Origin of the sequence: Streptomyces sp. OfavH-34-F, from assembly GCF_022347745.1 — a bacterium.
GTDB lineage: Bacteria > Actinomycetota > Actinomycetes > Streptomycetales > Streptomycetaceae > Streptomyces.
Genome location: NZ_JAKRGC010000075.1, coordinates 1 through 24,415, shown reverse-complemented (window position 1 = coordinate 24,415; position 24,415 = coordinate 1). Strand labels below are relative to the sequence as shown.

At 73.9% G+C, this 24,415-nt stretch carries 17 protein-coding genes and 1 pseudogene; 9 read left to right on the top strand and 9 right to left on the bottom strand.

Annotated features, from left to right (window positions below; all coding sequences use genetic code 11):
• Both MHW47_RS14295 and MHW47_RS14290 read right to left on the bottom strand, forming a co-directional pair.
• Positions 1 to 1,573 (bottom strand): lipopolysaccharide biosynthesis protein (locus tag MHW47_RS14295; RefSeq protein WP_239223438.1); only part of this gene is annotated, 1,573 nt, incomplete at its 3' end.
• Positions 1,570 to 2,832, bottom strand: a complete 1,263-nt coding sequence (locus tag MHW47_RS14290) for a glycosyltransferase (RefSeq protein ID WP_239223437.1) — start codon at positions 2,830 to 2,832, stop codon at positions 1,570 to 1,572. The genes MHW47_RS14295 and MHW47_RS14290, both read right to left, overlap by 4 nt.
• Before the next feature lie 154 nt (positions 2,833 to 2,986).
• Here MHW47_RS14290 and MHW47_RS14285 point away from each other — a divergent pair, with 154 nt between their 5' ends.
• Positions 2,987 to 3,433, top strand: a complete 447-nt coding sequence (locus tag MHW47_RS14285) for an adenylyltransferase/cytidyltransferase family protein (protein WP_239223436.1) — start codon at positions 2,987 to 2,989, stop codon at positions 3,431 to 3,433.
• On the opposite strand, the gene MHW47_RS14280 is transcribed toward MHW47_RS14285, so the two are convergent.
• Together MHW47_RS14280 and MHW47_RS14275 are read right to left on the bottom strand one after the other, a co-directional pair.
• Positions 3,402 to 4,130, bottom strand: a complete 729-nt coding sequence (locus MHW47_RS14280; RefSeq protein WP_239223435.1) for a CDP-alcohol phosphatidyltransferase family protein — start codon at positions 4,128 to 4,130, stop codon at positions 3,402 to 3,404. The two genes, MHW47_RS14285 and MHW47_RS14280, sit on opposite strands and share 32 nt — an antisense overlap.
• Before the next feature lie 116 nt (positions 4,131 to 4,246).
• Positions 4,247 to 4,939, bottom strand: coding sequence for a ribonuclease H (locus tag MHW47_RS14275; RefSeq protein ID WP_239223434.1), 693 nt, complete (start codon positions 4,937 to 4,939; stop codon positions 4,247 to 4,249).
• Between the two features lie 151 nt (positions 4,940 to 5,090).
• On the opposite strand from MHW47_RS14275, the gene MHW47_RS14270 reads away from it, so the two are divergent.
• The 5 genes from MHW47_RS14270 to ligD all read left to right on the top strand — a co-directional run bounded on the left by MHW47_RS14270 (position 5,091) and on the right by ligD (position 8,292).
• Positions 5,091 to 5,273 (top strand): DUF6381 family protein, encoded by a 183-nt coding sequence (locus MHW47_RS14270; protein ID WP_239223433.1) that lies wholly within the window; start codon positions 5,091 to 5,093, stop codon positions 5,271 to 5,273.
• Between the two features lie 137 nt (positions 5,274 to 5,410).
• Positions 5,411 to 6,145 (top strand): SDR family NAD(P)-dependent oxidoreductase, encoded by a 735-nt coding sequence (locus MHW47_RS14265; protein WP_239223432.1) that lies wholly within the window; start codon positions 5,411 to 5,413, stop codon positions 6,143 to 6,145.
• Positions 6,146 to 6,235: 90 nt separating this feature from the next.
• Complete coding sequence (locus MHW47_RS14260) at positions 6,236 to 6,868, top strand: class I SAM-dependent methyltransferase (RefSeq protein WP_239223431.1); 633 nt, start codon at positions 6,236 to 6,238, stop codon at positions 6,866 to 6,868.
• 152 nt (positions 6,869 to 7,020) lie between these two features.
• Positions 7,021 to 7,272, top strand: coding sequence for a hypothetical protein (locus MHW47_RS14255; RefSeq protein WP_239223430.1), 252 nt, complete (start codon positions 7,021 to 7,023; stop codon positions 7,270 to 7,272).
• 51 nt (positions 7,273 to 7,323) lie between these two features.
• Positions 7,324 to 8,292 (top strand): non-homologous end-joining DNA ligase, encoded by a 969-nt coding sequence (ligD, locus tag MHW47_RS14250; RefSeq protein WP_239223429.1) that lies wholly within the window; start codon positions 7,324 to 7,326, stop codon positions 8,290 to 8,292.
• Positions 8,293 to 8,313: 21 nt separating this feature from the next.
• On the opposite strand, the gene MHW47_RS14245 is transcribed toward ligD, so the two are convergent.
• On the bottom strand, positions 8,314 to 9,126 hold the full coding sequence (locus tag MHW47_RS14245) for an IclR family transcriptional regulator (RefSeq protein WP_239223428.1): 813 nt from the start codon (positions 9,124 to 9,126) through the stop codon (positions 8,314 to 8,316).
• Positions 9,127 to 9,380: 254 nt separating this feature from the next.
• On the opposite strand from MHW47_RS14245, the gene MHW47_RS14240 reads away from it, so the two are divergent.
• Complete coding sequence (locus MHW47_RS14240) at positions 9,381 to 12,755, top strand: pyruvate carboxylase (RefSeq protein WP_239223427.1); 3,375 nt, start codon at positions 9,381 to 9,383, stop codon at positions 12,753 to 12,755.
• 75 nt (positions 12,756 to 12,830) lie between these two features.
• Here the strand turns inward: MHW47_RS14240 and MHW47_RS14235 are convergent, their stop codons facing one another.
• Complete coding sequence (locus MHW47_RS14235; protein ID WP_239223426.1) at positions 12,831 to 13,043, bottom strand: MbtH family protein; 213 nt, start codon at positions 13,041 to 13,043, stop codon at positions 12,831 to 12,833.
• A gap of 42 nt (positions 13,044 to 13,085) precedes the next feature.
• Positions 13,086 to 14,426 carry a lysine N(6)-hydroxylase/L-ornithine N(5)-oxygenase family protein gene (locus MHW47_RS14230; RefSeq protein WP_239223425.1) on the bottom strand — a complete coding sequence of 447 codons (1,341 nt, stop codon included), beginning with the start codon at positions 14,424 to 14,426 and terminating at the stop codon, positions 13,086 to 13,088.
• 248 nt (positions 14,427 to 14,674) lie between these two features.
• Between MHW47_RS14230 and MHW47_RS14225 the strand changes: the two genes are divergently transcribed.
• Complete coding sequence (locus tag MHW47_RS14225) at positions 14,675 to 15,622, top strand: methionyl-tRNA formyltransferase (protein WP_239223424.1); 948 nt, start codon at positions 14,675 to 14,677, stop codon at positions 15,620 to 15,622.
• Here the strand turns inward: MHW47_RS14225 and MHW47_RS14220 are convergent.
• Together MHW47_RS14220 and MHW47_RS14215 are read right to left on the bottom strand one after the other, a co-directional pair.
• A complete protein-coding gene (locus MHW47_RS14220) occupies positions 15,585 to 17,087 on the bottom strand; it encodes an MDR family MFS transporter (RefSeq protein ID WP_239223423.1) in 1,503 nt (500 codons plus the stop codon). The genes MHW47_RS14225 and MHW47_RS14220 overlap by 38 nt on opposite strands.
• The gene (locus MHW47_RS14215) at positions 17,084 to 23,743 is read right to left on the bottom strand and encodes a non-ribosomal peptide synthetase (RefSeq protein WP_308381605.1); all 6,660 of its coding nucleotides are present in this window, start codon (positions 23,741 to 23,743) and stop codon (positions 17,084 to 17,086) included. The genes MHW47_RS14220 and MHW47_RS14215 overlap by 4 nt, the downstream gene beginning before the upstream one ends.
• Positions 23,744 to 24,063: 320 nt before the next feature.
• On the opposite strand from MHW47_RS14215, the pseudogene MHW47_RS14205 reads away from it, so the two are divergent.
• A pseudogene (locus MHW47_RS14205) lies at positions 24,064 to 24,415 on the top strand (MFS transporter); the annotation flags it as partial.

Genomic DNA, 24,415 nt, shown 5'->3' with positions numbered 1-24,415 from the left:
GGTCGGGGGCCTGCGGGGCCTGGGGGCGGGCCCGCCGCTCCAGCCGGCCGTGCCCGGGGTGCAGGACCGCGCCGAGGACGGAGCCGCCGGCCGCGCCGATGATCTCGCGGATGCGTTCCAGGTCGCTGCGGTGCACCTCGCGGGCCCGGCAGACGATGACGACGCCCTCGACGCGGTCCACGAGGGCGACGGCGTCGGCGTAGGACAGGACGGGCGGGGCGAGCACGATGACGACCGCGCCGGGCCTGCCGCCCTCGGCGAGCATCCGGCTGACGGGGGCGGAGGTCAGGGCGCGCGGCACGTTGTCGGTGGGGCGGCCGGCGACCAGGGTGAAGGCGCCCGAGCCGGGGACGTCCACGTTGGCGCGGCTGTCGCAGGGCCAGGTGCGTTCCTCGTTGCCGCCCGCCCAGCGGGGGCCCCGGCCGGGGTGGACCGCGCCGAGGTCGGCGGCCAGGGAGGGGGTGCGCAGATCGGCCTCGACCAGCAGCACGTCGCGGCCCATCTCGGCGAAGGCGGCGGCGAGGTTGGCGGCGGCGGCGCGGGCCATGTCGTTGTCGCCGCGCGGCGCGGTGACCAGGAGGCGGCGGCGTTCGGCGAAGGAGGGGTCGTAGGCGAGCCGGAAGGCGATCGCCCGGTACTCCTCGGCGAGCCGGCTGCCGGGGCGGCCGATGGCGAGCAGGGCATGGGCGGCGCCGCGTTCCCGGGGCAGGGTGCCGAGGAGCGGGGCGCCGAGGGAGCGGACGAGTTCCCTGGTGGAGCGGACGGCCGGGTCGAAGACGAGGCGCACCCATGACATCAGCAGGCCGAGGGCGAGTCCGACGACGCCGCCGAGTCCGAGGAGCAGCGGCAGTCCGGCTCCGGCGGGGTGGGTGGGGGCGACGGGCTTCTTGTTGAGGTAGCCGGGTGTGGTGTCGAGGGCGCGCAGTTCGGAGATCTTCTGGTTGAGTCCGGAGATGGCGACGATGAGGTTGGCGCGGGCGCTGGTGACGTCGCCGCCGACGGTGGCGCTCTCCTGCTCGGCGAGCCGGTCGCGCTGTTCGGTGAGCGGTTTCAGCTGGCCGCGGTAGCCGTCGATCATGTTGTCGATGCTGTCCTCGGTGCGCTCGCGGCGTACTTCGAGGTAGGCCTCGGCGAGGGCCTGGGCCCTGGTCCTGGCCTGTTCGGGGGTGCGGCCGGTGTAGGCGAACTTGAGGACGAGGGTGTTGGGCGGGTTGGTGACCTGGAGGCCGGAGAGCAGTGCGCCGACCTCGACGGTGTCGCCGTGTTTGGCGAGGCTGCCGGCGGCGATGGTGCCGACGACGTCGCTGACGGCGGTCTGGCGTTCGGAGCCGATGTTGATGCCCTTGTCGGCGGAGGCGCCGGCGGCGAAGGGGTCGGAGGTGGCGGAGCGCACGGAGACCTCGCCGGTGGCGGCATAGGTGTCCTCGCCGCTCAGGGCGAGCCAGCCGCTGCCGAGGAGGCCCAGGGCCACTCCGGTGACCAGGAGGGTCCGGTAGCGCAGGAGCTGGCGGAACTGGTCCCGCAGCAGGGCGGGCTCGTCGTGCTCGTCCAGCGCGCGGATCGGTTCGGTCATCGGTGCGGTCCCTCCCGGTCGTCCTGCAGGGCCTCGGTGAGCAGGGCGTCGAAGCGGGCGAGCGCGGCGTCCCGCCCCAGATGGCGTGCCACGTAGCGCGGTCCGCCGGCGCCGAGCGCGTCGGCCTCGGCCGGTGACTCGACGAGTTTGCGGACGGCGCCGAGCACGGCGGCCGGGTCCTCGGGCGCGACGAGGAGTCCGGCGCCGGAGCGGCGTACCTCCTCGGCGGTGCCGCCCTCCTCGGCGACGGAGGCGACGACGGGGCGGCCGGACACGAAGTAGGAGGTGAGTTTGGAGGGCACGCTCATGTTGAGGACCGAGGCCCGCTGGGTGACGGCGAGGACGTCGGCGGCGGCGAGGATGTCGGTGAACTCGTCGGCGTCCGCGGGCGGCAGGAAGTCCAGGTTGGGCAGTCCGGCGGCGCGGGCGCGCAGGGCGTCGCGCTGGTTGCCGTCGCCCATCAGGACGATGCGGATCTCGGGGGCGAGCCGGGCGGCGTCCACCAGGACCTCCAGGCCCTGTTTGAGCCCCATGTTGCCGGAGTGCAGGAGGACGGGGGTGTCCTCGCGCCAGCCGAGCCTGGCCCGGGTCGCGGCGCGGTCGGCCGAAGGGGCGCGCACATGGCTCCAGTTGGGAACGGTGCGGATGCGGCCGGGGTCCACGCCGTAGGCGGCGACGCGGGCGGCGAAGCTTTCGTGGATGACGCCGACGAGGGTGGCGGAGCGCAGTGCGAACCGCTCGGCCCGCGCGGCGAGGGCCGCCGCCCGGTCGCCGCCCCGGATGCCGCTCTGCGCGGCGGCGGCGCCCATCAGGTCCTGGACGACGGGGATGTAGGGCACCCGGTGGCGGCGGGCGATGCGGGCCCCGATGACCCCGCCGGCGAGGCTGGGCATCTGGGAGACCACCGCGTCGGGCCGCACGGCGGGGGGTGCGAGGAGGCCGTGCGCCAGGATGCTCGCCTCGAAGGCGGCTCTGCGTAACGCGCTCTGCCGGGGTGGTACGTAGTGCCGTCTGCGGTGGACGGTGACGCCCGCGCGGTGTTCCTCGGTGCGCCATGTCCTCCGGTAGGCGGGGTCGGTCCGCCAGGCCGGGTAGTGCGGCATGCCGGCCAGGACGTGGGTGTCGGCACCGGAGGCGGCCCAGTGCTCGGCGAGCTGGGCGGCGTACGGGCCGATGCCGGTCAGCTCCGGCGCGTAGTTCGTGGAGACCACCAGCAGGCTGCGGTGTTCGAACGGTCTGTGGTGCTCTTCGTCCGCCATCGGGCGCTCGTTTCCTTCCCCCCGGAGCCACCGGTGTTCCCGTCGGGGAACGGCCCCAAAAGCGAGCTTATCCGTTCATGAGATGAGCAAGTGGTCTTCACAGTAAGGTCGTTGGACTACCGGACATCACGTTCACCGTGGGGGGAGAGAACGGATGGTGCACAGGGTCGGTTACGCGCCGGGGGTCTACGACCTGTTCCATGTGGGACACCTCAATATTCTTCGGCATGCGCGCAGCCAGTGCGACTACCTGGTGGCGGGGGTCGTCTCCGACGAGATGGCCACCCTCGCCAAGGGGCACCGGCCGGTGATCCCGCTGCCGGAGCGGCTGGAGATCGTGCGGAGCGTGCGGTACGTGGACGCCGCGTTCGTCGAGACCGTCCCGGAGAAGGTCGAGACCTGGCAGCAGGTGAGGTTCGACGTCATCTTCAAGGGGGACGACTGGCGGGACACCGACAAGGGCAGGAAGCTCGAACGCGACTTCGCCGAGGTGGGGGTGGAGGTGGTGTACTTCCCGTACACCGTGCACACCTCCAGCACCCAGTTGCGCCGGGTGCTGGACACCCTGGTCAGTGCGCCCGGAGCGCTTTCAGCTCCCTGAACCACTTGCCGAGGAACAGGACGAGGAACAGCGCGTGCACGGCGGCGAGTGCGGCGTATCCCATCCGGAACACCGTCTCGTCGCCCAGCAGCAGGAACACCAGGCAGAACACCCCGTAGTCGGCGGGCAGCAGCGCCACCGCCCGCAGCCGGGACGGCGGTCCGGCTGCGGGCGTACCCGCCGTGCCGCGGGCGGCCGCCTTGCCGAGCTGCTCGCGCAACAGCCCCGCGCAGAACGTGAGCACGGCGACGAACAGGAAGCCGAGGGGCAGCAGCAGCCAGCCGTCGCCGGGCAGCGCGAAGAAGCGGTAAAAGGCGATGAGCACGGCGGTGTGGACGAGGATCATCTTGGCGCAGTCCACCACGTGGTCCAGCCACTCCCCGTCGGGCCCGCCCCGGCCGGTGAGCCGGGCCAGCTGCCCGTCGGCCGAGTCGAGCGCGAAGCCGGCGGCGAGCCCGAGGTAGACCAGCACCGCCGTCCCGGGACCGGGGCGCGCCAGGGCCACGCCCGCGACGGCCGTGAAGGTGAACGCGGCGCTCACCAGCGTGACCTGATTGGGTGTCATGCCCAGCCGGTAGGCGGCGGCCGCGAGGACCCGGCCGGCCGGGCGGTTCACGTACCGCGAGTAGAGCGACACCCCCTTGGCCGTCTTCTGCGCTCCGCGCAGCCGGCCCAGCACCGTCGTCGTGCCTTCCATACGCCCCCCAGCGTGTCGGCGGCTCCCCCGCCGCGTCCCGGAGCCGCATCATGGCACGGAGCGGCCCTTGGCGCGGGTGGATCACCCCACCCGGCGGGCCGGCCGGGCGGAGACGGTCAGACGGAGACCGTGCGGCACTCCGGGTGGCCCCAGCCGTGGTCGTTCTTCGCGATCATGTCCTGGGCGGCGTACGGCCTGCCGCAGTGGCAGCGGCCCGCGAACTTGGCCCGGATGGTGGCGCCGCCCGCCCTGCGGGCCGTGCCGCCGGACTTCTTCGCCGCCGCCGCGCCGGTCCGCCGCCCCTCGGTGGCGCGGGAGGGCGCGGGGACGGGTGTGGGCGAGCCCTGCGAGGTGCCGGCCGCGCTCTGGCTGACGGCCACCTCGCTGGCGGCCTGGTCGGCGAGCGCGTTGAGCGGGTCTCCGTCCACCTGGTGGGCCGGTACGTAGACGAAGGTCACCGCCCGGCCGCCGAGCAGTTCGTCGATGCGGGTCACCAGGTCGCGGTTGGCGACGGGTTTGCCGGCCGACGTCTTCCAGCCGTTGCGCTTCCAGCCGGGCAGCCACTTGGTGACCGCGTTCATCGCGTACTGCGAGTCCATCCGGACCTCGAGTGCCACCTCCGGGCCGACCGACTCCAGGAGTTCACGCAGGGCGGTCAGCTCGGCGACGTTGTTGGTGGCGGTGCCCAGCGGGCCCGCCTCCCACCGCCGGGGCCGGCCCTCGGCGTCGGCCACCACATAGGCCCAGGCGGCGGGTCCGGGATTGCCCTTGGACGCCCCGTCACACGCGGCGATCATGCGCTCGTTCATACCCTCGATCATGCCAGCGCTCCGGCCCGGTCCCGGCCACCCCGCCCCCACCTGCACACCTCACACACGGTGAGGGTTCGTGGTGCGTGGGTGACGGCTCGCTGCTTCCCTGGAGTGACCCGCTCTCCCCCACCGTCCCCGAGGAGTGACGATGAGCGTTGTACGAGAGGTGTACGGGGCCGCTCAGCTGCGCGAGACGGCCCGGCATCTGGCCGAGGCCGCCGAACGCACCCGCGACCCGGAGCAGCGCGTCCGCCTCCGGGAGAAGGCCCGCCTGCTGCGCGAGCGCTGCGAGCGGCCGGAGCTGCTGGGGAGCGGCGGTTTCCCCGTGTGACGACGGGGACGCATGGACCGGTGGACCGTCACTCTTCCATGAGTGGGTGACGGTCCACCGACGTGTGCGCCGACGCCCGGTCGTCCCTGCCTACGATGGCCCCGCACGCGTGTACGACGAGAGATGAGGGGCCCGTCATGAGCGGTCGGCCGGTCACGGTGGTCACCGGAGGCAGCCGGGGCATCGGTGCGGCGGTCTGTGTACGGCTGGCGGCCGAGGGCCACGACATCGCGCTGGCCTACCGGTCGGACGGGGCGGCGGCGGAGGCGGTCGCCGACGCGGTGCGCGCGACGGGCCGGCGCTGTGCGGTGGTGCGGGCGGACACGGCCGACGAGACGGACGTGGACCGCCTCTTCGACACCGCGGCGGCCGAGCTGGGCCCGGTCACCGGCCTGGTCAACAACGCCGGCATGAGCGGCCCGGTCGGCCCGCTGGCCGACGCCGACGCGGCGGGGATGCGGCGCGCCCTGGAGGTCAACGTCCTCGGTTACCTGCTCTGCGCCCGGCGGGCGGTGCGCGACATGACGCGGACCGGTGGCGGGGCGATCGTCAACGTGTCCTCGGCCGCCGCCACGCTGGGCAGCCCCGGCGAGTACGTGCACTACGCCGCCGCCAAGGGGGCCGTGGACACGATGACCGTGGGCCTGTCCAAGGAGGTCGGTCCGGCCGGCATCCGCGTCAACGCGGTGGCGCCCGGCGTCATCCGCACGGACTTCCACGCGGACCCCGCGCGCCCGGACCGGTTGGGCCCCGGCACCCCGCTGGGCCGCCCCGGCGAGCCGGAGGAGATCGCGGGCGCCGTGGCGTGGCTGCTCTCGCCGGACGCCTCGTACGCGACGGGCACGGTCCTGCGGGTCTCGGGCGGCCGCTGACGGGCTGGGGCGTCTTCCCACCGGCGGTGTGCCCCGTGCAGTAGAAGTGGGGGTGCACCGGAACAGGACCGGAGCAGGAAGGGGTCTGCCATGGCAGCGGGACAGCCTCGCGACGCGGCGGCGGTGTTCGACGCGCTGGGTACCGACTACGAGGAGGCGTTCGCCGGTTCGGCCGCGCACCGCGCCTCGCTGGAACAGCTCCTGGAGGTCATGCCGCCGCACGGCCGGGTGCTGGACGTGGGCAGCGGCACGGGCCGGCCCACCGCCCAGACCCTGGTGGACGCCGGGCACGAGGTGCTGGGCGTGGACGTCTCCCCGGTGATGGTGGACATCGCGGCGCGCCAGGTCCCGGCGGCCGAGTTCCACTGCGCGGACATCCGCGAACTGACCCTGGAGGACGGGGCGTTCGACGCGGTGTGCATGTACTTCACGCTGTTGCAGATGACGCGCCCGGAGCAGGCGGAGGTGCTGCGCCTGGCCGGGCGGGTGCTGCGGCCGGGCGGGCATCTGGCCGTGGCGACGGTGCCGCTGGACGTGGAGGGGGTGAGCGGGACGTTCATGGGCCAGCCGGTCGAGGTGACCAGCTTCGGCGAGGACGCGTTCACGGCGCTGGTCGAGGACGCCGGGTTCACCGTGCTCTCGCGCACGAGCACCATGTTCGTGCCCGCCGTCCCGGCGGCCGTCCCCGAGCCGCAGATGTTCCTGCTGGCCCGCCGGGACTGAGCCGCCGGTCCCCCCGTCCCCCCGTCCCCGCGAACATGCCGTGCGGTGCCGACCGCCCCACAATGAGTTGGCCGGCGCGTCGCGGGTACCCGGCCGGGCGAGGCGACCGATGCCCCGCGGCCCGCCCGCGGGGACGACGACGGAGGAACCCGATGACCGACCGCAGACCGGAAGGCCCCGTCCACGGGGGCGCGTCCCCGAGCCCCCCGCCGATTCCGGCGGACCCGCCCGACCAGCAGGTCCAGGAGGGCGAGGACCCGATGGACGTGCCGCACCCTCCGGGCGCCGGGCAGGACGACGACGAGGAGATGCCCGACCCCGACGAGTCCGGGTCGGGGCACGGCAGCGCCCGCAACGCCGGGGTGCACCCGGAGCATCCGGTGCCGGACGAGTCGCCGGGCTGAGCGGCCCGCTCCCGGACTGCGGGCACCGGCCGGCCGCTCGATCATGGGGCCATGGCCCTCACCCCCGCGGACGCCTCCGGGGCGCTTCCGTCGATCGCACCGATGCTGGCCGTGCCGGGCCCCCTGCCCGTACCGGACACCGGGTGGGCCTTCGAGGCCAAGTGGGACGGCGCCCGCTGCGTCGTCTCGACGCCGGGCGACGGGACGCTGCGGCTGACCTCGCGGGCCCGCAACGACGTCACGCCCACCTATCCCGAGCTGCACGCCCTCGCCGAGGTGCTGCGCGGCCGCAGGGCGGTCCTGGACGGCGAGATCGTGGCCCTGGACGCGTCGGGGCGGTCCGACTTCGGGCTGCTCCAGCGCCGGATGGGCGTCATGAACGCCCGCCGCGCGGCCCGGCTCGCCCTGGACCAGCCCGCCCATCTGGTGGTCTTCGACGTGATGTACCTGGACGGCCGGACGCTGACCGCCCTGGGCTACGAGGAGCGCCGCGCGGTCCTGGCCGGGCTGCTCCCGGCGGGGCCGCACTGGTCGGTGCCCTCGTACGTGCGCGGGAGCGGGGCGAAGGCGTGGGAGACCGTGGTGCGCGGCGGCCTGGAGGGCGTGGTCGCCAAGCGGCTCACCTCGCCGTACCTGCCGGGGGTCCGCTCACCCGACTGGCGCAAGACGAAGCGGGTCGAGACGCTGGACGTGGTCATCGGCGGCTGGACCCAGCGCGGCAACGCTCCCGCAGGGGTGCCGGGGGCGGTGCTGGTCGGGGTGGACGCCCCGGCGGGGCTGCGGTACGCGGGCGCGGTGGGGTCGGGGATGTCGGACCGGGAGCTGAGTGAGCTGAGGGAGTACCTGAGGGTGATCGCCCGCCCGTCGTCACCGTTCGCGGGCCCGGTCGATGTGGCCGGGGCGCACTGGGTGGAGCCGCGCCTGGTCGCGGAGGTCAGCGCGTCGCAGTGGACGGCGGCCGGGCGGCTGCGGCACCCGGTGTGGCAGCGGCTGCGCCCGGACCTGACCCGGCTGGACTGACGGACCTGACCCGCGTCTGCGTCAGCGGGGCAGGGTGAGCCCTCGGGAGACGCGCACGGCGGCCGAGAGGAGGTCCGCGCGGACCCGCGAGCTGCGGTACATGCGGTCCGACCGGAAGGAGATACCGAGGGAGCCCACCTGCTCGCCCCGGTAGACGGGCACCGCCACGCAGGTGGTGCCGCGCACGTACTCCTCGCGGTCCATGACGACCGGCTCGGGCGATCCGTCGAGCCGGCTGACCAGCTCGTCCTCGCGGGTGATGGTGCGCGGGGTGAGCCCGGTCAGCTTGTGCCGGGAGAAGTAGTCGGCGCGGGCCTCCTCGTCCAGTTCGCGCAGGACGCTCTTGCCGAGGGCCGTGGCGTGCCCGGCCTCGTCCAGCCCGACCCACAGGTCCACGCGCGGGGTGCGCACCCCGTCGACGATCTCCATGACCCGGATCTCGCCGTCCACGTAGAGCGTGAGGTAGGCGGCGGCGTCCAGCTCGTTGCGCAGGGCGGCGAGGAGGGGCCGGACCCGGGCGAGCCCGTACGGGTCCGCCCCGGCGCCGTCGTCCGGCCCGGCGCCGTCGTCCGGCCCGCACACGGCGGGCGTGGCGGTGCCGGCGGCGGTGTCGGCCGGGGTGTCCGCCAGGACGAAGGTGTGGTCGTCGCGCTGCGCCAGAAACCCGTCGCCGACCAGTGGGGGCAGCAGTTCGCGCACCGCGTCCGGGGCAAGCCCCGTCTCGCGGGCCAGTTGCTGCGCGGTCGCCCCGTTCCCGTGCTCCCCGGCGGCCTCCAGCAGGCGGAGGGCGGACCGGACGGCGGTGACGGGCCCGGGGCCGGCGTGGTCGGCCATGCCCACCAGCATGGCCCGGCGGCCGGGGAGCGGCAAAACGTCCGGTGGAGGGGTGCGGTGGAGGGAGGTTTTCGGGACGTGACGCAAGCCATCTTTTGCGCTCGCGATCTCCGGGGAAGTCTCCGGTACGGTGTCGAACACTCCGGACCCGGAGGGTCACGGAGCGCATCGCCCGCCGTACGGCCTCCGAGGACACGTGTGCCCGCTGCCGTGCGCCCGTCCCTGACGCCCTCGCGACACGACTGGGGAGTTTGATGTTCGACAAGGTATTGGTCGCCAACCGCGGGGAGATCGCGATCCGCGCGTTCCGCGCGGCGTTCGAGCTCGGCATCTCCACGGTGGCCGTGTATCCGCACGAGGACCGCAACTCCCTGCACCGGGCGAAGGCGGACGAGGCGTACCGGATCGGTGAGCCGGGCCATCCGGTGCGCGCGTATCTGTCGGTGGACGAGGTGGTGAAGGCGGCCCGCAGGGCCGGGGCGGACGCCATCTACCCCGGTTACGGCTTCCTGTCGGAGAACCCGGACCTGGCGGCGGCGTGCGCGGAGGCGGGCATCACCTTCGTGGGGCCGCCCGCGTCGGTGCTGAACCTGACCGGTAACAAGTCGCGCGCGGTGGCGGCGGCCCGCGAGGCCGGGGTGCCGGTGCTGAGGTCGTCGGAGCCGTCCGAGGACGTGGACGCGCTGGTCGCGGCCTCGGAGGAGATCGGCTTCCCGGTCTTCGTGAAGGCGGTGGCCGGCGGCGGCGGGCGCGGGATGCGCCGGGTCGCGGAGCCGGCGGAGCTGCGGGAGGCGATCGACGCCGCGATGCGCGAGGCGCGGTCGGCGTTCGGGGACGCGACGGTGTTCCTGGAGCAGGCGGTGATCAACCCGCGCCACATCGAGGTGCAGATCCTGGCCGACGCCGAGGGCAACGTGGTGCACCTCTACGAGCGGGACTGCTCGCTCCAGCGGCGCCACCAGAAGGTCGTGGAGATCGCGCCGGCCCCGAATCTGGACCCGGAGCTGCGGGACCGGATCTGTGCCGACGCGGTCTCCTTCGCCCGGCACATCGGGTACGTGAACGCGGGCACCGTCGAGTTCCTGGTGGACGAGCGCGGCAACCACGTCTTCATCGAGATGAACCCGCGCATCCAGGTCGAGCACACGGTGACGGAGCAGGTCACCGGGCGCGACCTGGTCATCGCCCAGCTGCGCATCGCGGCCGGTATGACGCTGCCCGAACTGCGGCTGTCCCAGGAGGACATCACCCTGACCGGGACCGCGATGCAGTGCCGCATCACGACGGAGGACCCGGTCAACGGCTTCCGTCCGGACACCGGCACCATCTCCGCGTACCGCTCCCCCGGCGGTCCGGGCGTCCGGCTGGACGGCGGGACCGTCCACACGGGCGCCGAGGTGTCGGCGCACTTCGACTCGATGCTGGTCAAGCTCACCTGCCACGGGCACGACTTCGCCAACGCGGCCCGCCGGGCGCGCCGGGCGATCGCCGAGTTCCGCATCCGCGGGGTGGCGACCAACCTGCCGTTCCTGGGCGCGGTGCTGGACCATCCGGAGTTCCGGGCGGGGCGGGTCACGACCGGTTTCATCGACGCCCATCCGGAGCTGATCCGGGCCCGCCCGTCGGCGGACCGGGGCAGCCGCATGCTCAGCTACCTGGCGGAGACCACCGTCAACCGCCCCTACGGGCCGCGCCCTTCGGTCATCGACCCGGCGGACAAGCTGCCCGCGCTGCCGCCGGGGACGCCGCCGCCCGGTTCCCGGCAGCGGCTGGCCGCGCTGGGTCCGGAGGCGTTCGCCGCCGAGTTGCGGGCGCAGTCGGCGGTGGCCGTCACCGACACCACGTTCCGCGACGCCCACCAGTCGCTGCTGGCCACCCGGGTGCGCACCCGCGACCTGCTGGCGGTCGCCCCGCATGTCGCGCACACCGTGCCGCAGTTGCTGAGCCTGGAGTGCTGGGGCGGCGCCACCTACGACGTGGCGCTGCGCTTCCTCGCCGAGGACCCGTGGGAGCGGCTGGTCAAGCTCCGCGAGGCGGTGCCCAACATCTGTACGCAGATGCTGCTGCGTGGCCGCAACACGGTCGGCTACACCCCCTACCCGACCGAGGTGACCGAGGCGTTCGTGTCCGAGGCCGCGTCGGCCGGGATGGACATCTTCCGGATCTTCGACGCCCTCAACGACGTGTCGCAGATGCGTCCGGCGATCGACGCGGTGCGCGCCACCGGCACCTCGCTCGCGGAGGTGGCGCTGTGCTACACCGCCGACCTGTCGAATCCGGGCGAGACGCTGTACACGCTGGACTACTACCTGCGGCTGGCGGAGCAGATCGTGGAGGCGGGCGCGCATGTGCTCGCCATCAAGGACATGGCCGGGCTGCTGCGTCCGCCGGCCGCGCGCACCCTGGTGACGGCGCTGCGGGAGCGGTTCGACCTGCCGGTGCACCTGCACACCCACGACACGGCGGGCGGGCAGCTGGCCACGCTGATGGCGGCGATCGACGCCGGGGTGGACGCGGTGGACGCGGCCGTGGCGTCGATGGCCGGCACCACCAGCCAGCCGCCGCTGTCCGCGCTGGTGGCCGCGACCGACCACACCGAGCGGGCGACGGGGCTCTCCCTGCAGGCGGTCGGTGACCTGGAGCCGTACTGGGAGGCGACGCGCAAGGTGTACGCCCCCTTCGAGTCGGGGCTCGCCTCGCCGACCGGCCGGATCTACCACCACGAGATCCCGGGCGGACAGCTGTCGAATCTGCGGCAGCAGGCCATCGCGCTGGGGCTCGGGGACCGTTTCGAGCTGATCGAGGACTGCTACGCGGCGGCCGACCGCATGCTGGGCCGGCTGGTGAAGGTGACGCCGTCGTCGAAGGTGGTCGGGGACCTGGCGCTGCACCTGGTGGGGGCGGGCGTGGGGGCCGAGGACTTCGAGTCGGACCCCGGCAAGTTCGACGTGCCGGACTCGGTGATCGGGTTCCTGCGCGGTGAGCTGGGCGACCCGCCCGGCGGCTGGCCCGAGCCGTTCCGCACGCGGGCACTCCAGGGCCGCCCCGAGAAGGCGCAGACGGCGGAGTTGTCGCCGGAGGACCGCGAGGCGCTGCGCGAGTCTCCGCGTGCGACGCTGAACCGGCTGTTGTTCCCCGGTCCGACCAAGGAGTTCCTGGCGCACCGGGAGGCGTACGGCGACACGTCGGTGCTGCCGACCGCGGACTTCCTGTACGGCCTCGAACCGGAGACCGAGCACCCGGTGACGCTGGAACCGGGTGTGACGCTGCTGATCGAGCTGGAGGCGATCTCCGAGGCGGACGAGCGCGGCTTCCGCAGCGTGCTCGCGACGCTCAACGGGCAGTTGCGGCCGGTGTCGGTGCGGGACCGGTCGGTGGCGACCGAGGTGAAGGCGGCGGAGAAGGCGGACCGTGCGAACCCGGGCCATGTGGCGGCGCCGTTCGCCGGGGTGGTGACGCTCCAGGTGGAGGAGGGCGCGTCGGTGTCGGCGGGTCAGACGGTGGCCACCATCGAGGCGATGAAGATGGAGGCGTCGATCACCGCCCAGTCGGCCGGGGTGGTGCGCCGGCTGGCCATCGGCCGGGTGCAGCAGGTCGAGGCGGGCGATCTGCTCATCGAGATCGGCTGATCCGGCCGCGGCGAAGCCCGCCGGTGGAGCGGACTCCACCGGCGGGCTTCGCCATGGGGCGCGCCGGGCGCCGGGTCAGGCGTCCATCGACGCGGCGAGGGACCGGGGGCGCAGGTCGGTCCAGTGGCTCTCCACGTACTCCAGGCACGCGTCCCGGGTGTTCTCGTCGAAGGCCACGCTCCAGCCGGCCGGTACGTCGGCGAAGGACGGCCACAGGGAGTGCTGTCCCTCGTCGTTGACCAGGACGAGGAAGCGGCCTTCGGGGTCGTCGAACGGGTTGGTGCTCATACGGGCCTCCGGGCGAAGGGGGTGGAAAGGGGGCGGTCGCGGTCAGGGCGTCTCGGCGACGGAGCGCGGGGCCTCGGCGATCGTGGCGCCGCCGCGGGCGAGGACCGACTCGAGTATGTCGCCGACCCGGATCGCGGTGTTGGACAGCAGGGACGACGTGATGCCGTGCGTGTGCTCGGTGCCGCCCTGGAGGTAGATGCCGGTGCGCAGCGAGGCGTCCGTGGTGAGGCGGTAGTCGCGTTCGACGCGTACGCGGCCCTCCTCGTCGCGCAGGCAGAGGTCGGCGACCTCGCCGAGGAGGCGGAGCGGGTCGGCCGGGCTGTAGCCGGTGGCGAGGACGACGACGTCGGCGTCGAGCAGGGTCTCCTCGCCGGTGACGAGGGATGTCACGGTGGCGCGGACCCTGTCCGGGGTCTCCTTGACGTCGGTGAGCCGGGAGACGTTGAGGAAGCGCAGCCGTTCGGTGCCGAGCACCTTCTCACGGTACACCTGGCGGTACAGGTCGTCGATCAGGTCGATGTCGACCACGGAGTAGTTGGTGTTGCCGTGGTAGTCCATCAGCCGGCGCTTGACGTCGTCGGGGGCGGCGAAGTACTCGTCCACCGCGTCCGGGTCGAAGATCTTGTTGGCGAAGGAGCTGTCGTCGGCCGGGCTGTAGCCGTAGCGCGAGAACACCGCGCAGATCTCGGCGTCCGGGAAGGTGCGGTGCAGGTAGGCGACGTTCTCGGCGGCGCTCTGGCCGGCACCCACGACGACGAAGCGGGAGGGCGAGGTGCCCTCCAGTTCGCCGGCCCGGTTGAGGAGTTCGGAGGTGTGCCAGACCCGGTCGCCGCGTTCGACGCCCTCCGGCAGCCGGGGGCGCAGCCCCGTACCGATGACGAGGTTGCGGGCGCGGTGGACGGTGAGGCCCTCCCCCGAACGCACCGTCACGTCCAGGTGCTCGACGACGCCGTCGCGCAGGACGGGGGCGACGCCGACGACCTCGTGGTCGTAGGAGACCAGGTCGTCGACGCGGGAGGCGGCCCACTCGAAGTACTCGTGGAACTCGACCCGGAGCGGGAAGAGGTTCTTGTGGTTGATGAAGTCGATCAGGCGTCCCTTGCTCTGCAGGAAGCAGAGGAAGCTGTACTCGCTGGCGGGGTTGCGGAGCGTCACCAGGTCCTTGAGGAAGGAGACCTGCATGGTGGCGTCGTCGATGAGCATGCCGCGGTGCCAGCCGAAGGCGGGTTGCTGCTCGAAGAACTGGGCCGTCACCGCTTCTCGCGTCCCGCAGCGCGCGTTGTGCTCGCTGATCGCGATCGCCATGGCCACGTTGGACGGCCCGAAGCCGATGCCAATGAGGTCGTGGACCGGTGCTGCGTCGCCAGGACGAGCCTGTGACATGTCACTCCCATCGTGCGGGGAAGCCGCCTGTCGGATGTGGGGAAACGGGCGAGGAAAGGGGCACGCCGAAGCAGCGGCCCGATGAACTTAGGTGAGCCTAAGCTAATACGTCAACGCTGTCGACAGGCGCGTTTCGGACAGACGCGGCGAACAGCCGCCCCAACTGGCGCGTCGCATGCGCCCGTTGCGAGATAAGGTAAGGCTTGCTTTACTTGTCCGGCTCTGTCTCTACGTCGAGGAGGAACCCCATGCGGGTCGTCATGTTCGGTTACCAGACCTGGGGGCATCGCACCCTGCAAGCCCTGCTGGACTCCGAGCACGACGTGGTGCTGGTCGTCACGCACCCCAAGAGCGAGCACGCCTACGAGAAGATCTGGAGCGACTCCGTCGCCGACCTCGCCGAGGAGCACGGCGTCCCCGTCCTCATCCGCAACCGCCCCGACGACGAGGAGCTGTTCGAGGCGCTGCGGGCCGCCGACCCGGACGTCATCGTCGCCAACAACTGGCGTACGTGGATCCCGCCGCGCGTCTTCACGCTCCCCCGCCGGGGCACCCTCAACATCCACGACTCGCTGCTGCCCAAGTACGCGGGCTTCTCGCCGCTGATCTGGGCCCTCATCAACGGCGAGAGCGAAGTGGGCGTCACCGCGCACATGATGAACGACGAACTCGACGCCGGCGACATCGTCCGGCAGGAGTCGGTCCCGGTCGGCCCGAAGGACACCGCGACCGACCTCTTCCACAAGACCGTCGATCTGATCGCCCCCGTCACCACCAAGGCCCTCGCCCTGATCGCCGACGGGCAGACGGAGTTCACCCCCCAGGACCGCTCGCAGGCCACCTTCTTCCACAAGCGGTCGCAGGAGGACATCCGGATCGACTGGAACTGGCCCGCCGAGGACCTGGAACGCCTGGTGCGCGCCCAGTCGGCCCCGTACCCGAGCGCCTTCACCTTCCACCGGGGCAAGCGGATCGAGGTGCTGGCGAGCGTCGTCTCCGAAGGGCGTTACGGCGGAACGCCCGGCCGCGTCTTCTACCGCGAGGGCGACGGCGTCGTCATCGTCGCGGGCGCCGACGCCCGCACCGGCCGCAACCGGGGACTGGCCATCACCCGCGTCCGCACCGAGGACGGCCGCGAACTGCCCGCGACGGAGTACTTCACCTCCATGGGCGGCTATCTGACCAGCCGTCCCTGAACCGCGCGAGGGGGGCGGGGCGGCCGGACCCACGGCCGCCCCCCCCCCCCCCCCCGCGGCCCGCCCACCCCCCCCTGGGCGCGGTACGGGGCAGGCGCGTCGCGGCCGCCGCGGCGAACAGGCAGAACCCGAGCACCCACCAGAAGGTGTCGCCGAACGCCGCGGACACCTCCGCCCCCCGGTCCGACAGCCGGCTCTCCAGGACCACCGCCAGGGCCGCCGTACCCACCGAACCGCCCACCGTGTTCAGCAGGTTGAGCGCACCGGCCGCCCGCGGCAGCTGCTCCGGCCCGATGCGGCTGTAGACGATGTTCATCACGGGCGCGCCGATCATCGACATCCCGAAGCCCCGCACCACCAGCGCCGAGACGATCACCGCGTCCGGCACCCCGTGGCCCAGCCAGGTGAACGGGGCGGTTCCGGCGAGGATCAGCACGATGCCGGCCACCACCAGGGTCCTCGGCGCCACCTTGCTGATGGTCCGGTTGACGAGCACCGAACCGGCCGCCGCCCCCAGCCCCTGCGGAGCCAGCAGCAGCCCCGCCTCCCACGCCGACATGCCCCGGGCCGACTGGAAGTACAGCGGCAGCAGGAACATCGTCCCGAACACCGAAGCCCCCAGCACCACCAGCGCCAGCGCGGCGGCCCCGAACGGCGGCCGGGCGAACAGCCGCGGATCCACCAGCGGGGTTGCGCGGGTGCGCAGCCCGTGCACGGTGAACGCGCCCAGCATCACCGCACCCGCCCCCACGCCCACCGCCGCCGGGACCGTGCGGCCGTGGGCGACCTCGGTCAGCCCGTACACCAGCACCGCGAGCCCCGGCGACAGCAGCAGCGCGCCCCGCAGGTCGAACGGCGTGCGCCCGGACGCCGGGGGCACCACCGGCACATGGCGGCGGGCCAGCAGCACCGCCGCCGCGCCGACCGGCAGGTTGATCAGGAACAGCCACGGCCACGGCGCCACCGCCAGCACGGAGCCGCCCGCCAGCGGCCCGAAGACCGGTGACAGCAGCGGGACCACGGCGACGATGCTGATGACCCGGCCGGTGCGCCCCGGCCCCGCCACCCGTGCGAGCAGCGCCTGCCCGGTCGCCGGCAGCAGCCCGCCGCCGAGCCCCTGGACGACCCGGAACACGATGAGGCTGGTCACCGACCAGGCCGCGGCGCACAGCACCGAGCCGAGCAGGAACACGCCCACCGCCGCGAGCCAGACCCGCCGGCCGCCGAACCGGCCGGCCAGCCAGCCGGACGCGGGCACGGCGGCGACGACGGCCAGCAGGTAGCCCGTGGTCACCCACTGGATCTCGGCGACGGACGCGCCGAACTCCGCGGTGAGGCGGTCCAGTCCGACGCTGACGATGGTCGCGTCGAGCGAGGCCATGAACGTGCCGAGGACCAGGATGAACGCGACCTTCAGCAGGTCCCGGTCCACCCGCCCGGCCGGCGGGGCGGTCGCCGCGCTCATCGGTCCGCCAGGAGGCCGCGCACGTCCGCGTCCAGATGCTGCTCCATGGTGCGCAGCAGCTCCACCAGCTGGTCCGCGAGCCCGGTGGTGTCCGTGCCGGCCCGGTGGGCGAGCACCGCCGTCCAGCCGTCGCCCTCCGGCATCACGGTCAGCGTGGCGGGGTGGTGGGTGGACTCCCGGAACCGGGTGGCGAGCACGGTCAGCCCGGGGGCGGGGGCGCGCAGCCGCTCCGGGTCGACCGGGTAGTTCTCGAACACCACCATGCTGTCGAAGAGCCTGCGCCGGCCGGTGAGCCGTTCCAGGTCGGCCAGGGCCACGTGGTGGTGCTCCACCAGGTCGCGCTGGCGGGCCTGCAGCCGGGTGAGCACGTCGGCCAGGGTGCCGTCGAGCCGGGCCCGCACCGGCACGGTGTTGGCCAGCAGGCCGATGATCTCCTCCACCCCGTCCAGCTCCGGGGGCCGGCCGGCGACCATGGCGCCGAAGCAGACGTCCCGCAGACCGGAGCGCCGGGCGAGCAGCACCGCCCAGGCGCCCTGCACCAGGGTGTTCGCGGTCAGGCCGCGTCCGGCGGCGAGCCGGGTCAGCCGGTCCACGAGCGCCGCGTCGAACGTGATGACCTCGGGCTCCTGCCAGGCCGGGCCGCTCACGCCGCCGCCCAGGTAGTCGCCCTCGGGCAGCCCGTCGAGTTCGGCCGCCCAGGCGTCCAGGTCCGGTTCGTGCTCCGCGCACCAGTCGAGGTAGGCGGCGAACGGGACGGGAGCCGGCAGGTCGGGCGCGCGGTGCTCGGTGCGCGCGGTGTACAGGGCGAACAGCTCACCGAGGATGCGCGGGGCCGACCAGCCGTCGGACAGGGCGTGATGGCTGGTCAGGACGAGTTCGGCGCGCTCGGGGCCGCTGCGGACGACGGTGATCCGGTAGAGCGGGCCGCGCGCCAGGTCGAAGGGCTCGGCCAGGTCGGCGGCGAGCACCTCGCCGGCCGGCGCGTCGGTGACGCGGAACTCCGGCCGGGGCGCGACCGGGACGACCGCGAACGAAGCGGGGAACACCGCGCCCAGGTGGGGGTGGCGGGCCAGCAGGTCGTCGCCCGCGCCGCGCAGCGCCTCCGGGTCGAGCGGGCCGGCGAGCGAGAACACCGACTGCACGGTGTACGGGTCGGGGCGCTCGGTGCGCGAGTGCCGCAGCATCACCTCCTGGAGCGGCGCGAGCGGCTGCACGGCCGCGCCCGGCCGGTCCCGGAGCGCCTCGGTCCCGGGCTCCTGGGCGAGCCGCAGCAGCGCCGCCTCCAGGTGGTCCGCCAGCTCCTCGATCTCGGTGCCGGTGAACAGCGCGGCCGGCCAGGTGATCCGCACACCGAGCGCGTCGTCGCGGACGAGCGCGTTGACCATGAGGCCATACGGGAGGGGCATCGGGCCGGAGCCGTCGGAGCCGAGCGGGTCGGCGTCCGGGGCGGGCAGCCAGGGCGTCTCCTCCTCCGGGGCGCCGGGATACCGGCCGAGGTAGTTCCAGGCGACCTCCGGCCGGACCGGGTCCAGCAGTCCGGCCGCGGTGAGGATGCCGTGGCCGAGGCCGTCGCCCTGGGCGCGCAGCCGTTCCCGGACGGCCGGTACGTCGTCCCCGGCGGCGAGCCGGACGGGGTGGACCGCGGTGAACCAGCCCACGGTCTGGGAGAGGTCCACCTCGCGGGGCCGGCCGTGGCTCTCCAGGGCGACGAGCAGGTCGGGGGTGCCGCGCCAGTCGCGTACCGCCCGGGCGAGGGCCGTCAGCAGTACGGCGTCCGGTGTGGTGCGGTGGGCGGCCGGCAGGGTCGTGATCAGGGCGCGGGTGGCGTCCGCGCCGATCCGGATCTCGTGGTGCGCGGCGGTGTCCACGGTGTCCCGGGCGGGGTCGAGCGGTCCGGCGAGGGGCGCGGTGGCCGTCATCCGCCGCCAGTGCGGGAGTTCGTGGCGCCGGTCGGCGTCGCGCAGGGTGCGGGCCCAGCCGAGGAAGGACTGGCCGTGCCGGGTGAGTTCGCCCCCGTCGTGGGCGTGCCGCAGGTCGTCCAGGAGGATGCGCCAGGACACCCCGTCGGCCACCAGGTGGTGGGCGAGCAGGACGATCCGGCCGGGCCGGGCCGGTCCGGCGTCCACCCAGATCGCGCGCAGCAGGGGGCCGGTGCGCGGGTCCATCGCCGCCCGGGCCGCCGTGATCGCGGCGTCGGCGGCGGCGCGCGGGTCGCCGTCCGCCGGGACGCGGGTCAGGACGTCGGCGCCGGTGACCTCGCCGGCCGGCGGGATGTGCAGCACGTCGTTCCCGGCGCCGAGACGGGCGCGCAGCACGTCGTGCCGGGCCAGCAGGGCGTCGAGCGCGGTCCGCCAGCGGGTTGCGTCGCCGCCGGCCGGTACGCAGATCTCGACCCACTGGCAGAAGCCGTCGGCGGCCCGGCCCGCGCGGTCCAGCAGGTCCCGCATGACCGGGGTCAGCGGGGCGTCGCCGACGGCCGGGGCGGCCTCGCCGTCCAGGGCGCGGGCACGGGCGGCGATCCCCGCGACGGTCTCGCCGTCGAACACGTCCTTGGGGCTCAGCCCGAGCCCCTGGCGCCGTACGCGGGAGACCAGTTGGAGGGAGACGATGCTGTCGCCGCCGATGTCGAAGAAGTTGTCGTCGGGGCCGATGTCGTCGCGTCCGAGGACGTCCCGGAACACGGCGAGCAGCAGCGACTCCGCCTCGGTGGCCGGTTCGCGCCGGGCGGCGGACCCGGTGGCGGGGGCCGGCAGCGCGGAGGCGTCGAGCTTCCCGCCGGGGCTGAGCGGAAGCCGGTCGAGGGTGACGAGCGCGGTCGGCACCATGTGGTCGGGGAGCCTCTCGGCGAGGTACGCGCGGACCGCGGCGGGGTCGGGGTCGGCGCCGTCGGTGGGGATGACGTAGCCGACGAGCCGGCCCTCGCGCAGGACGACGGCGCAGGCGCGGACGTCCGGGTGGCCGGTGAGGACGGTCTCGATCTCGCCCAGTTCGACGCGGAAGCCGCGCACCTTGATCTGGTGGTCGGCGCGGCCGAGGAAGACCAGCTGGCCGTCGCGGCGCCAGCGCACCAGGTCGCCGGTGCGGTACATGCGGGTGCCGGGCGGGCCGTAGGGGTCGGCGACGAAGGCGCCGGCGGTCAGGCCGGGGCGGCCGAGGTAGCCGCGGGCCAGGCTGGGGCCGCCGAGGTACAGCTCCCCGGTGACGCCGACGCCGACGGGCTGGAGTCCGCCGTCGAGGACGTAGGCGCGGACGTTGGGGTCGGGGCGGCCGATGGGCAGCGGTCCGGCGTCGTCCGGGTCGTAGTGCCAGGTGGTGGAGTTGATGGTGACCTCGGTGGGCCCGTAGGCGTTGAACAGCGCCCGGCGGCCCCGGCCCCAGCGGTGGGCGAGTTCCGGGTCGAGGCGTTCGGCGCCGACGACGAAGAACACGTCGGGGTCGACGGTGCGGTCGTCGGGCATGGCGGCCAGGAACGACGGCAGCAGGTTCACCCCGGTGACCCGGTGCTCCGCGATGTAGTCGAGGAGTTCGTCGCCGGGGACGCGGACCTCCTCGGGGGCGATGACGGAGGTCCCGCCGGACAGCAGCGGCACCATGGTCTGCCAGAACGCCACGTCGAAGCCGGTCGAGGCGAAGTGCAGGTAGCGGTCGTGCTCGGTGACGCCGACGACCTCCTCCTGGAGGGCGATCAGGTCGGGCACGCCCCGGTGGGTGACGCCGACGCCCTTGGGCCGGCCGGTGGTGCCCGAGGTGTAGATGACGTACGCGAGGGCGTCGTCGGTGAGCCGGGCGCGCGCCCCGGCCGGGTCGGTGTCCGGTACGGAGGCGAGGGTGGCCGGGTCGTCGAGGCGCAGGACGGGCAGGTCGCGGTCGACGGGCAGGGGGGCGCCGGTCGTCACCACGGCCGCCGGTGCGATGTCGTCGAACATGTACGCCAGCCGGTCGCGCGGGTAGGCCGCGTCCATCGGCACGTACACCGCGCCCGCCTTGGCGACGCCGAACAGGGCGACGGTCATCTCGACGTCCCGGCCGACGAGGACGGCGACGGGGTCCTGGGGCCGGACGCCGCGGGCGATGAGGGCGTGGGCGAGCCGGTTGGCCTGCCGGTCGAGTTCGTCGTAGGTGAGGCTGCGGTCCCGGCAGACCAGGGCCTCGGCACCGGGCTTGCGGCGGACCCAGCGGGCGAACTCCTCCAGCCAGTGGCCGCGTTCCCGGGCGGGGACGATCGCGGTCCCGGTGCGCAGGACGCGGGCCCGTTCGTCGGCGTCGATGGCGGGCAGCACGAGCGCGGGCCGGTCCGGGTCGTCGGTGATCTCGCGCAGCAGGTGGAGCAGCCGGCGGCCGTGGTCGCGCACGGTGTCCCGGTCGAAGGCGCGGGGCTGGTAGCCGAGGCCGATGGTGATCTCGTCGCCCGGGATGACGATGACGGTGAGGGCGTAGTGGGTGGCGTCGGTGATGTCCACGCCGGTGAGGTCGAGGCCGGGGGCGAGCGGGGTGCGGGTGCGGCTGGAGAGCGGGAAGTTCTCCATGACGAGCATGGTGTCGAAGAGTTCGCCGATGCCGGCCGCCCGCTGGATGCCGGGCAGGCCGACGTGGTGGTGGTCGGCGAGGGCGACGCTCTCGGCGTGCACCTGGGCCAGGACCTCGGTGACCGTGCGGTGCGCGTCGTACCGGACGCGGACCGGGACGGTGGTGCCGAGCTGCCCGATCATCGACTCGACGCCGTCCACCTCGGCGGGCCGGCCGGAGACCGGGCAGCCGAAGACGACGTCGCGGCGGCCGGTGAGCCGGCCGAGCAGGAGGCCCCAGGCGGTCTGGAGGACCGTGGTCAGGGTGATGCCGCGGTCGCGGGCGAAGGCGCGCAGCCGATTGCTGAACTCCCGGTCCAGTTCCAGGGTTTCGCGGGCGGGCCGTTCGACGCCGGTGGAGGTGGCGGCGGGTGCCAGCCGGGTGGCGTCCTCGACGCCGGCGAGCGCCTCGCGCCAGGCGGCGAGGGATGCCTCCTCGTCGCGTCCGGCCAGCCAGCGGAAGTACTCCTGGAGCGGCGGGGAGACGGGTGCGGCGGGGCCGCCGCCGAGTTCGGCGTAGATCGCGAGGAGGGTGCGGCCGACGATCGGCATGGACCAGCCGTCGAGCAGGGCGTGGTGGTTGGTGATGACGAGCTTGTGCTCGGCGGGCCCGACGCGGGACAGCAGGAAGCGGATGAGCGGGGGCGCGGCCGGGTCGAAGGGACGTTCCAGGTCGGCGCGGGCGGCCTCGGCGAAGTCGTCGTCGCGCCGCCATTCCAGGGCGGTGCCGGCGGGTATCACCTGGACCACGTCGTCCCCGGCGGTGGCGAGGTGGACGCGCAGGGCGGGGTGGCGGCGCAGCAGTTCGCGGGCGGCGCGCTCCATCCGGTCCGGTTCCAGCGCGCCGGACAGGGTGGTGACGGCCTGGACGACGTAGACGTCGGTGTCCGTCTCGTCCCGTACCAGGGTGTGGAAGGAGAGTCCGACCTGGAGCGGGGTGGCGGGCAGGACGTCGCTGACGCGGCCGGTGCGCTCCAGGGCGTCGATGGTGTCCTGGTCGAGGTCGACCAGCGGCAGGTCGGACGGGGTGAGTCCGCCGTCGGTGTGCAGGGCGTGCGCGGCCAGGGCGTCCAGGGCGGCGGCCCAGGCCTCCTGGAGGGCGGTGACGGCGTCGGCGCCGAGGATCTCGCCGGCGGCGGTCCACTCGACGGCGAGGCGGGGTGCGTCGCCCTCGTGGACGAAGCAGTTGAGGGCGAGTACCTGTTCCAGGGCCTTGGCGTCCGGTTCGGTGACGGAGAAGGCGTCGTGCTCGGGCAGCCGCCAGCCCTCGGCGGCCTGCGGGGCGAACCGGCCCAGGTAGTTGAGCAGGACGTCGGGCGGCGGGACCGCCGCGAGCGCGGGGCTCGTCTCCGGGTCGAGGTGGCGCAGGACGCCGTAGCCGATGCCGCCGTCCGGGACGGCGCGGCGGGCCTCCTTGGCGGCGCGCAGGACGTCGCGGACGTCGTCGGACGCGGGGACGCGGACGGGGAACTCGCTGGTGAACCAGCCGACCGTGCGGGCCAGGTCGAGGTGTTCGCGGCCGTGGCCCTCCAGTGAGACGGTGACGGCGTCGTCGCGCAGGCCCCAGCCGCGCAGGGCCAGGACGAGGGCGGCGAGCAGCACCTCGTCCACGCCGGCCCGGTAGGCGGCGGGCAGGGTGGTGAGCAGGGCCTCGGTGGCCTCGGGCGAGGCGGTGGTGGGCAGCGCGGGGGCCTCGTGGCCGTGCGAGACCATGGTCCGCTCGCCCTCGTACGCCATGGAGACGGTCACCGGGGAGTGCCAGCCGGGGACGGTGTGGGAGCGGGACAGGTCGATGCCCTCCCCCTGTTCGAGCGCGTCCCAGCAGTACTCGCCGTAGTGGTCGTCGCCGAAGGCGGCGGCCAGTGAGGTGCGCAGGCCCAGCCGGGCCAGCGCGGTGGCCATGTTGGCCACCCCGCCGGGGCTGGAGCCCATGCCGCGGGCCCAGGACTCGGTGCCGCGCACGGGGGCGCTGTCCAGGCCGGTGAAGATGATGTCGAGGAAGACCGTGCCGGTGAGGAAGACGTCGCAGTCGGGGTCCTGCGGGGCACGCAGCCCGTCGAGCGGGTCGATGTCTGGGATGTCGGTGCTCACCTTGCGCTCCCCGGTCGTGGCGGTTGCGGCCAGTGTGCCCGATGCGGGGCCGTGGTGGACGGGTACGGGTGCGCGGCGCGCGTGTGTTCACGGGTGCTGACCTGCGTAAACATCAGCAGCTACCCATCCGGGGAACCCGTAAACACAAAAGTGATCCAGATCACACATGACCGGCTATCGGTGAGCCGGGAGCACTTGATACAAATTGGCCCGCGAGCACCGTTGGAGACGTACCCGACGGAAGCGCCGATCTTCTCTCATTTCCGCATTTCCCCCCTCGCCGCCTGCCGCCTCTCCTGGCATGTCCTCAGGGAACGCCCATGTCCTCGCGCCCTCGCGCCGCGTGGCCCCTGGTCGCCGTGTTCACCGCCGGTTACCTCGCCGCCTACCTCCTCCCCACCATCGTGGGACGGCTCTCCGTCTACCTCGGCCTCAGCACGGCCCAGGCCGGGCTCGTCGGCAGCGCGCTGCTGCTCAGCTCGGCCTCCGCCGGCTTCGCCCTGGCCGGACGCGTGGAGACGTACGGCCCGTGCCGGCCGGCGCGCGCGGGGCTGATCCTGTGCACGGTGGGGTACGGCTGCGCGGCGCTGGCCGGGTCCGTGCCCCTGGTGGTGGCCGGCGCGGTGGTCGGCGGCCTCGGCTCCGGCACCGCGACCGCCGTCGCGGCGGCGG